This is a genomic window from Phocaeicola sp., assembly GCF_057861905.1.
Map to the genome: position 1 here is coordinate 1 of NZ_DBMACV010000090.1, position 10851 is coordinate 10851.

Annotated in this window: 6 protein-coding genes; 1 reads left to right on the plus strand and 5 read right to left on the minus strand. The window is 43.3% G+C overall.

The features are described from left to right. Positions 1 to 190 precede the first annotated feature (190 nt). Complete coding sequence (locus ACZM60_RS13335; RefSeq protein WP_340320242.1) at positions 191 to 832, plus strand: MarC family protein; 642 nt, start codon at positions 191 to 193, stop codon at positions 830 to 832. A gap of 231 nt (positions 833 to 1063) precedes the next feature. On the opposite strand, the gene ACZM60_RS13340 is transcribed toward ACZM60_RS13335, so the two are convergent. The 5 genes from ACZM60_RS13340 to ACZM60_RS13360 form a co-directional block, all read right to left on the minus strand. After that, positions 1064 to 3274: a GH92 family glycosyl hydrolase gene (locus ACZM60_RS13340; RefSeq protein WP_418585784.1), complete on the minus strand. Its 2211-nt coding sequence runs from the start codon at positions 3272 to 3274 to the stop codon at positions 1064 to 1066. 142 nt (positions 3275 to 3416) lie between these two features. Next, entirely contained in the window at positions 3417 to 4388 is a 972-nt protein-coding gene (locus ACZM60_RS13345; protein WP_022232854.1) for a glycoside hydrolase family 130 protein, read from the minus strand. 26 nt (positions 4389 to 4414) lie between these two features. After that, positions 4415 to 5779, minus strand: coding sequence for an MFS transporter (locus ACZM60_RS13350; RefSeq protein WP_418585783.1), 1365 nt, complete (start codon positions 5777 to 5779; stop codon positions 4415 to 4417). A gap of 395 nt (positions 5780 to 6174) precedes the next feature. Beyond that, entirely contained in the window at positions 6175 to 8451 is a 2277-nt protein-coding gene (locus tag ACZM60_RS13355) for a GH92 family glycosyl hydrolase (protein ID WP_489521741.1), read from the minus strand. A gap of 15 nt (positions 8452 to 8466) precedes the next feature. Next, positions 8467 to 10749 (minus strand): GH92 family glycosyl hydrolase, encoded by a 2283-nt coding sequence (locus ACZM60_RS13360; protein WP_489521742.1) that lies wholly within the window; start codon positions 10747 to 10749, stop codon positions 8467 to 8469. Positions 10750 to 10851: the final 102 nt, after the last annotated feature.

A 10851-nucleotide genomic window follows, 5' to 3' on the forward strand; every position in this document is an offset into this window, starting at 1 on the left:
GGGCTCCGACGGCAGTTCATGTTACGAAGGAAATGGAAGTGAAGATTTCCCTCTGCCCCGGCGGAGGCACGGTATAGAAAAGTTTTCTTTTAGTGGGAGAACAAATTGGCCGAATTTATGTTTCTGCTATAGTTATCAAAGATTATTGAATTATTTTTTCTATTTTTGAGCAATATATAATTAACTGGTTATGGATACAATTATTCCCTATGCACTGCTGTGCTTCACTTCGTTCTTTACATTGACAAACCCGTTGGGAACTATGCCCGTATTTCTGACAATGACCAATGGTCTTGGTGAGCAGGAACGTCGCCATATTGTAAAAAGGGCTACGATCATTTCGTTCATTATTCTAATAGCTTTTACTTTTTGCGGACAGTTCCTATTTAAGTTTTTTGGAATATCCACCAATGGCTTCCGCATTGCTGCAGGTATTATTATTTTAAAAATAGGTTATGATATGCTTCAGGCACGTTATACAAATACGAAACTGAAAGATGAAGAGATAAAAACTTATGCAGACGATATATCCATTACTCCGTTGTCTATTCCGATGTTATGTGGTCCGGGAGCTATAGCAAATGGGATTATTTTGATGGATGATGCGAATACGTGGGAGTTGAAGACAACGCTGGTGGCCGTCATAGCTGTTGTATATATCCTAACCTATATTATCTTGCGCCTGTCGACCCGTTTGGTTGATATAATAGGGGAAACCGGTAATAATGTGATGATGCGTCTGATGGGCCTTATTTTGATGGTTATTGCGGTAGAATGTTTCGTAGGTGGTATGAAACCTATTCTTATCGATATCATTCAGTCCAGTCATTAAACGTAGAGTAGTTTGTTCTGATATAAATATTAATCAGGAAGCTGTTCAAAATTCATTTTTAGATAGGTTACTTAAATCTGAAGTTTGAATATTATTCTTAAAGGTAAAAGGAAGAGTCGTATCATTACTCAAAAAATGGAGTTTGATACGACTCTTCTTTTTTATGAACAGTCACCGTTTGCGGTTGTTCGAAGTAGTGCTTTCTGTACGGGAGCTTAGAGCTTAGTACATTTATTTCTTCCAGAATTGGAGAGTTCCAGCCTTAACCAGATCGTTGTGGTTTATACGATAGCCACACTTCTTGTCACCCATCTTGACTGTTTTTATGTACTCTGAGTCACTTTCCGGATTCATCGTTTCAATAACCAACTGGTCTTTTCCATAATATTTAGGATCGAGCTTGATGGTGATCTTGTCGAATGTCGGAGTGGTAAGCGTATATTCAGGTACTCCTGGGCAGTCTGGATAAAATCCCATCATGCTGAAGATAGCCCATGTCGACATGGTTCCGGTATCATCATTACCCGGTATTCCGTTCGGCTGAGTTGTGAAATACTTGGCCAGTAATTCTTTCACCAGCTTCTGTGTACGCCATTCTTCCCCTTTGAAGTAACTGAACAAGTAAGGATAAGCGATATCAGGTTCATTGGCCGGATCATAATAACCTTTGTCGAATACCATTTGTAGTTTGTCGACAAAGGCTTGCTTACCTCCCATCAGTTTGGCAAGTCCTGCAATATCATGAGGCACATAGAAGGTATAATTCCATGCATTTCCTTCGTGGAAACCCGGACTTGGTTCGAAGTTCTCACCTTGTTTCGGATCGAACGGAGAATAGAACTTACCGTCGGGAAGAATTGGGCGGAGCGTACCAAATTCCTTGCTATAATAATTCTTGTATCCCATGGAACGATTATAGAACAATTTAGCATCTTCTTTCTTGCCTAAAGCTTTGGCAAGTGTGTAAAGCGAGTAGTCTGCGATATAATATTCCAGCGCATGTGATACCGAATTATCGTATTGCTCTCTCAAAGGTACATAACCCAAGTTCATGTAATCGTCGTTGTCCGGACGCATTAAGTTGTCCTTACCCGGCAAGGTTGCCGATTTATACATTGCTTCATAAGCCAGGTTGATATCGAAATCGCGCAATCCTTTCATCCATGTATCCACGATAACCGGAAGACTCGGGTCTCCCTCCATCGTCAATGTCTCGCGTCCATAGAGTTCCCATTTCGGCAACCATCCGTGTTCACGATACATATTCAGCATTGTATTAATCATATCCATCTGTCGTTCGGGATAAACCAGTGTCATCAACTGATGCAGATTGCGGTAAGTATCCCATAAAGAAAATACGGTATAGCGATCTCCTTTTGTGGTCAGAATCTTGTCACCTTCCATCTGAGGATATTCACCATTCACGTCCTGCAAAATATTGGGGTGAATCAACGCATGATAAAGTCCTGTATAGAATACCGTTTTCTGGTCCTTACTTCCACCTTCTACCATGATTCTTCCCAAATCATCGTTCCAGCGCTGGCGAGCCTCCTGCTGGATGGCAGCAAAGTGTCTTCCAGACTGTTCCTTGTCGAGATTCTCTCTGGCATTTTCTATGCTGACAAACGATACTCCCATGGCGACTTCAATCTGTTCTCCTTCTTCTGTATCGAAAGAAAACCAGGCACCGATGTCATCACCTGCGATATCTTTGTTATATTGTGTATACAATTTGTATTTTCCCTGATCCTTGTCCCATTCAGCCTCTACACCAAACATCGGGCGCTGTTTTTTCCAGTAGCCGGTAGCCTTAGGTGTTTTATTGACACGCATCACAAAATATATCGGGAAAACAGCCTGCGGGTTATAGCAGAATGTACCCAGCAGTTTCATACCTTCCACTTCACAATCGCTTACGCGGCGCATAAACGCTCCTGTTTCGTTGGTCAAGCCTTCTCCTAAGTTCAGGAGGATATTGCTTTCTCCCTTAGGAAACGTAAAGCGTGACAACCCCGTACGTGGTGTAGCAGTCGCCTCGGCCAAGATGTTATATTTAGTCAATGAGATGGTATAATATCCCGGGGTTGCATTTTCTTTTTCATATTTACTTCCGTAGTTATGATAGTCAACATCCAGTTTTCCGGTAGTAGGCATCAGCAGTAGAGAACCCAGTTCCGGACATCCTACTCCACTAAGGTTCACATGTGCAAAACCCGTAAAGAAACTGTTGGTATAGTCATAAGGAGTAGACCACCAGCGTGCGTCTTTATCATATTTATTATCTTCCGATCCCATTACATTAAATGGTACGACCGACATCATGCCGTTAGGACAGATAGCACCCGGATTACAGGTTCCGAAGTTAGTCGTTCCGATAAATGGATTCACATAGTCGGCCGGTTCCTGTGCATGCAATGTACCTAAGGCAAAAAAGCTAGCCATGCAGATTAACAGTTGTTTCATAAGAATGATATTAGATAAATAAAAAACAGAAAAAGGCTGTACCAATAACTACAGCAAGTTATTCGATACAGCCCAAAAGGTTTACTTTATGTAGGAATACCTATGAAAAAAATCAGGGGCATTAGATAATCGAAGTACGTTTCACATAATCGATAATTTCAGAAACATATCCGAAAGCCATACCTACTACTGTATCAGCAGCACCATAATATACGGCTACGCGTTCTCCGTCCTGCAAAGCTGCGCATGGGAATACTACATTAGGCACATCTCCTTGGAGTTCATAAGGTGCAGCAGGACCCAGAATATAATCACGAGTACGGTACAATACTTTTTCTGGATTATCCTTATCGAGGATAGCGGCACCCATTGAATAACGGAATCCGTTGCAGGTAGTAATTACTCCGTGATAGAACATCAACCATCCGGCTTCGGTCAGGAAAGGAACAGAACCCGCTCCGATTTTAGTACACTGCCATGCACTTTCGGGGAACGGAGTCACTTTCATTACGCAACGATGTTCACCCCAGTATTTCATATCAGGGCTATAGCTGATATAAATATCACCGAAAGGAGTATGACCATTGTCGCTCGGACGGCTCAGCATAGCATATTTACCATTGATTTTCTGCGGGAACAGAACACCGTTACGGTTGAATGGCAAGAATGCATTTTCACATTGATAGAATTCCTTGAAATCGAATGTATAACCGATACCGATTGTCGGTCCGTGATAACCATTACACCAGGTAATCCAGTAACGGTCTTCGATCCAAGTCACACGAGGGTCATATTTATATTCCGATTCAATCATTTCCGTATTTCCAGCTTTAAACTGAATCGGTTCATGATTGATTTCCCAGTTGATACCATCTTTGCTGAAGCCCGCAAAAATATTCATCTGCACTGCCTTATTGTCGCAGCGGAAGACTCCTGCGAATCCGTCTTTAAACGGAACGACAGCACTATTGAAGATACTGTTTGATGAGGGAATCTGATAACGTCCGATTACGGGGTTTTTTGAGTAACGCCACATCACATCTGTACATCCTGCCGGGCGATCTTCCCACGGCATGTTAAATTTCTCTGCCATATTCTTTATATTATTTGGTTGTTAATTTATTCTCTTTCTCCTTCTATCAAAGTACCATCCTGTTTATATTTGAACGGTACAAAATAAGTAATCAGAAATGCCGGTATGGTTGCAATCAATACAAAGATAAAGAACGGTTCATATCCTCCCGGTTTGTTGAACCATTCGCCCAATGTTTCGCATACCCAGCCGCTAAGCATCCCCGGAATCATTACTCCCAAGTTCATGATACCTGAAGCAAATGCGTAATGTGCCATCTGGTGCTTTCCCGGAGCTACCTGCTGCATCATAAACAACGTCAGTCCCACGAAACCGAAACCGTATCCGAAATATTCCAATACGATACCACTGCAAATAAGCAGTCCGTTTTCAGGCTGGAACGTAGCGAACAACGCATATACCACAAAGGGTAAGTTGAATATACAGCACAACGAGAACAACGTTTTTCTCAGCCCCCGTGCCGATATATAATATCCGGCCAGCAAGGAACCTAAAACGAATGCTGCTGCACCATAAGTACCATAATAAAGTCCGATTTCCTTTTCACTCAGTCCGAGGCCACCGCTTTCTCTTGCCGCCTTCAGAAACAGAGGAACAATTTTCATGACAAATCCTTCTGCAAACCGATAGAGAATGATGAAAAAAATGTAATATACAATATGACTTTTCTTGAAGAAGTCAATCAGTACGTTCGATAGTTCTTTCATCACCTGTCCAGCTGTACGCTGTTCTCCCTGCTTCTTGGCTCCGCCTGAAGGCAGCATAAACAAGTGATAGATACCCAATACAACCATAATGACACACAAGATAGTCATGATAATCATCCATGCCTTTTGGTTGGCTGCGAATAGCGCATCTCCTTCGGCGCCTGCTCCTCCATATTTTTCAATCAGATAGCCAGCCAGATATACCAGACCACCCGTAGCAATGATTTTGGCAATATTGTAAAAAGCACCCTGCCAACCGATGTATTTTGCCTGATCGTCGTTCGACAATTCGCTCATGTATACACCGTCACATGCGATATCGTGGGTAGCACCACTAAAGGCAATGACAGCCAGTAAGGCAATAGCTATACTAAAGAAATGGGGTAAATTCAGTGAAAATGCCACTAAGCCAAATGTGATTCCTGTTATAAGCTGGGTAGCAACGACAAAGAATTTTTTCGTCTTGAATAATTCAAGAAACGGACTCCATAACGGTTTCAAAGTCCATGGAAGCAAAATCAGGGAAGTCCAAAATGTAATTAATTTATCTTCTACTCCTAATCCTTTAAACATAAGGACCGTTACCATATTCAGTACTACAAAGGGTAGTCCCATAGCAAAATACGCTGTCGGAACCCATGTTATCGGACTCTTGGTTTTTTTCGGATGATTGTTTTGTTTCATAGTATTGTCAATCAGTTAATTCATTATTAATAACATTTTGTGTCCCTGAAGTACGTAAATTTTTATCAGGGTTTTAATATATTTTAGAGTTTAGAATTTTCTTTCACCCATGCTGATGCATTTCTTCACAGAAAAACTGCTATATCTGTTATTCCGATATTAAAATTTATGCAAAACAAATAGGAAGTTTTTAAAAGAATATTCTTTAGCCCATTTAATTACCTGCAAATATACAATTTTCTCTCAAAAAGAAGCCTGAAAAGAGAGAAGTAAGTTGTATATATATCTAAAAAAAAGTGATAAAATAAAAGCAGGTTACTTTCCTTTCTTACTTTTAATGATTAATAGGAAGTAACCTGCTTTTATTGGGACTAATAAAACAGTCCTTTTATGATTTATTGTTTCACTTCTTTACTAAATGAATACGGTGCATCTTCTGGTGTGATACCTCTGTTCATATTAGGTTTGTTTCCCATGACATAATCGATGGTACCACCATTCTGCAAGGTAGCGTGTGTAATGTAATTCTTGGTATATTCCTGACCGTTTACCTTCATATCCTGAATGTAATAGTTGGTGTCACTGTTCTGAGGAGCATTGATGACGATGCTCTTGCCATTTTCAAAATGGATGGTAGCTTTCTTAAACAGCGGAGCCCCCAGTACATACTGATCGGTTCCCGGACATACCGGATAGAATCCCAAAGCAGAGAATACATACCATGCAGAAGTCTGCCCGTTATCTTCATCACCACAGTAGCCGTCGGGAGTAGGAGTATACATGCGGTCCATGACCTGACGCAGCCAGTATTGTGCTTTCCACGGCTGTTTGGCATAATTGTACAGATAAATCATGTGCTGAATAGGTTGGTTGCCATGTGCATAGTTACCCATGTTCATCACCGTCATCTCACGGATTTCGTGAATCGGGAAACCATAATAGCTGTCGTCGAATACAGGAGGTACAGAGAAAACAGAATCCATCATCGTTACAAACATGGCATCACCGCCCATCAGGTCAATCAGTCCCTGAGGATCGTGGAATACCGACCATGAATAATGCCAGCTGTTGCCTTCAGTAAATGCGTCACCCCATTTCAGCGGAGAGAACGGAGACATGAACTTGCCATCCTTGTTCTTGCCACGCATCAACAATGTTTCCTTGTCGAATAGATTTCTATAGTTCATGGCACGTTTGGCAAACAGGTTCACTTCCTTCTTCGGACGCTTCAAGTCCTTTGCCAGTTTATAGATACACCAGTCGTTGTAAGCATATTCCAGTGTACGAGCTGCGTTCTCATTAATCTTTACATCGTAAGGCACATAACCCAGTTTGTTGTAATATTCATATCCCAGACGCCCAGTAGAAGATATTTCCGGATGCACATTTTCCGTTCCGTGAATCAGACCTTTATAAAGTGTTTCCAGATCATCTACCTTTACTCCCTTGAAATAAGCATCCACCAGAATAGAAGCCGAGTTGTTTCCAATCATACAACCACGGTGTCCCGGGCTTGCCCATTCGGGGAAGAAGCCGCTTTCCTTATATGTATTGATCAGTCCTTCCTGGATTTCCTTGTTGACCGACGGATAGATCAGGTTCAGCAACGGGAACAGACAGCGGAACGTATCCCAGAAACCTGTATCGGTATACATATATCCCGGAACCACTTTACCGTTGTAAGGGCTGTAATGAACAATCTGTCCCTGCGCGTCTATTTCGTAGAACTTACGCGGGAAAAGCAATGAGCGGTACAGACAAGAATAGAAGGTACGGTACTGATCCAGATTTCCGCCTTCCACTCCTACCTTACCCAATACATTGTTCCATGCTTCCTTACCTTTTTCCACCAGCGTATTGAAGTCGTCGTTGCCCAGTTCCTTCAGGTTCAATAATGCCTGTTCCGGACTGATAAACGAAGAAGCCACACGAGCATGTACGATTTCCCCTTTCTTTGTAGCAAAGCCGATGATAGCTCCTGCATGATCCGCCTGCTGTTCCGTGCCGTTCTCTTTTACGATACTGTCGGCAACGGTAGCCTGATACGTGAACGGTTTGTCGAATTCGATTACGAAATAATTCTTGAAGTTAGCCGGAACACCACCGCTGTTCTTGGTAGAGTAACCGATGATACGGTTGTTTGCCGCATCAATCTTGACATACGAACCCTTGTCGAAAGCATCCACCACTACGTAGGAATGTTCATTCTCCGGGAATGTAAAGCGGAACATGGCAGCCCGTTCTGTCGGAGTCAGCTCGGTCACTATATCGTATTCTGCCAGATACACCTTATAATAATAGGCTTTTGCCGTTTCACCCTTGTGTGCGAACCAGCTTGCACGCTTGTCTTCGTTGAATTCCGGCTTATTTACCATCGGCATGATAGAGAACTGACCATAGTCGTTTATCCACGGGCTGGGCTGGTGCGTCTGCTTGAATCCGCGGATCTTCGTAGCTGTGTACTGATACATCCAGCCGTCGCCCATTTTTCCGGTCTGCGGGCTCCAGAAGTTCATACCCCACGGACGTGCGATAGCCGGATACGTATTACCCGTAGACAACTCGAAAGTAGACTGAGTACCCACCAGTGGGTTCACATAGTCTGCATAATTAGTCGCTTTGGCAAGGCAGAAAAAGCCTGCCAGCAAAATAAGTAATGATAATTTTTTCATGGCTTATTTATGATTTTATTGTTTTACTCCCCATTTTGTAGGTTGGTTGGTTAAGGTTATTTCCAGTGTTCCTCCGGCAGCTATATCCTTATGCTCGATAAACGGAACATCCAGTTCCTTACCATTCAGCGTAGCCGACTGGATATACTTGTTGTCTTTGGAATTATTCTTTGTCAGAATAGTAAACGTCTTGTTATCCTCCGGCAAGTTGATTGTTACCTTGTCGAAGAACGGGCGTCCGATAGAATAAACCGGCTTACCCGGACAAACCTGATAAAATCCCATTGCGTTCAGGATATACCACGCCGACATCTGTCCACAGTCTTCATTGCCCGATAGTCCGTCGGGAGCATCACGATACTGCTCCTTCAGTACACGGTCAATCAGTTCCTGCGTTTTCCACGGCTGGTTTACATAATTGTACATGTGTATAATGTGATGGCTTGGTTCATTTCCATGCGCATACTGTCCGATCAGTCCGCTGATATCAGCCGAAACATTTTCTCCTTCCAGACTGGAATCCGTTGTAAAGAGCGAGTCAAGTTTACCGATGAAGCCCTGTTCTCCTCCCATCAGTTTCACCAGTCCCTCAATATCGTGTGGAGTGAACCATGTCCACTGCCAGGCATTTCCTTCGCAATAATCATCGAAACGATGGTTCGATGATTTCGGGTTGAACGGGCTGCGCCATTCTCCTTTCGAGTCGAGTCCGCGCATGAAACGCGTAGACGGATCGAAGTACAATTCATAAGCCTTGGCAAACCGCGCATACTTTTCCTGATTCTTGTAGTCGCCTACCGCCTCGGCAAGGACAGAAATGCAATAATCATCGTAAGCATATTCCAGTGCCTTGGCAACCGATTCGTTCTCGCGGTCGCACGGAATATACCCTAACGTATTCTTATAATACTTGGCCATCGGCATCAAGTGCGGCAATACCAGCGCCGGACATTTTATACCCGTCGTATCATATTCCGCAGCACGCAAGCAAGCCTTGTAAGCCTCCTGCAAGTCGAAATCAGCATATCCTTTGGTATAAGCATCGGCGATAAGCGAAGCCGCATGATACCCGATCATTGTTCCTGTATAGTTCGAAGCCAGATCCCACATCGGGAAGATACCTCCCTCCTGATGCTTTTTCAGCAGCGAACGGATAAAGTCATTGTTCATCTGCGGTTCGATGATAGACAAGAGCGGGTGCAATGCGCGGAACGTATCCCATAGAGAGAATACCGTGTAAACCGGACGGTCTGCATTTCCCTGATGTACCTTCCGGTCCATTCCCCAGTAACGTCCGTCTACGTCGGTAAACAAATTCGGGCTGATAGCCGTATGATACATAGCCGTATAGAAAATGGTGCGGTCGGTATCACTGGAAGTTGAAACATCTATTTTAGAAAGATAGTCATTCCATGCCTGACGAGCGTCGGAGCGCACCTTTTCGAAATCCCATGCCGGAATTTCGGCATCCAGGTTTTTCTTTGCCCCCTCCGTATCGACAGCCGAGATACCCATCTTCACCATGACCTGCTCATCTTTTTTCGTCTTGAAACTGAGCAGAACCTTACAGCGGGGCTGCATCTTGCCATTCTGGTCGGTCAGCGTATCTCTTACAATCTGATACGTAAAAGGTTTGGAGAACTTGGCATAGAAACTGATCTGCTGGTCGAATGCCCAGTATTCAGTCAGCTTATATCCTTTGATTTCCGTATCACTGACTACATCCACCTGCATATCCATGTTTGTCTGATGCTGGATAGAGTAATCCATGTCGAGAATAAATCCGGCCTCGTCGCTTGCCGGGAACGTATACCGGTGCAAAGCCGCCCGTTTGGTAGCAGTCAGTTCCGCCTTTACCTTATACCGGTCCAGAAAAACCGAGTAATATCCCGGTTCGGCTGTTTCGTTCTTATGTGAGAATCCCGACGCATACGGCAGTGTCTGGCTGGTATAGTCCTGAGGATTGTAAATCTGCTTGCCTACCGTCGGCATCAGTAAAATATCACCATAATCGGCACAACCGGTGCCACTAACATGTGTGTGCGAGAACCCGTTGATGGTGGAATCTTCATAATAATATCCTGAAGAAGCATCCCATCCGTCGATGCGGGTATCCGGACTCGGCTGAATCATTCCGTTGGGTACTACAGCTCCGGGAAATGTATGTCCGTGTCCTCCCGTTCCGATAAATGGATTTACATATGCAGCATAGTCCTTTTCTACGCTTTTCGGATTACATGAAGCTACAGCCACTGCCATTCCTACGACACATGCTATCGCACAGATTTTAATTTTCATAATATTAACGTGAGTTCGATGAATTATAACTATTTGTAAATTTGGTGATTAGCGAAAATTGTTGTAACTTTATAGTGTTCAATTACAAAGTATTACAAACAA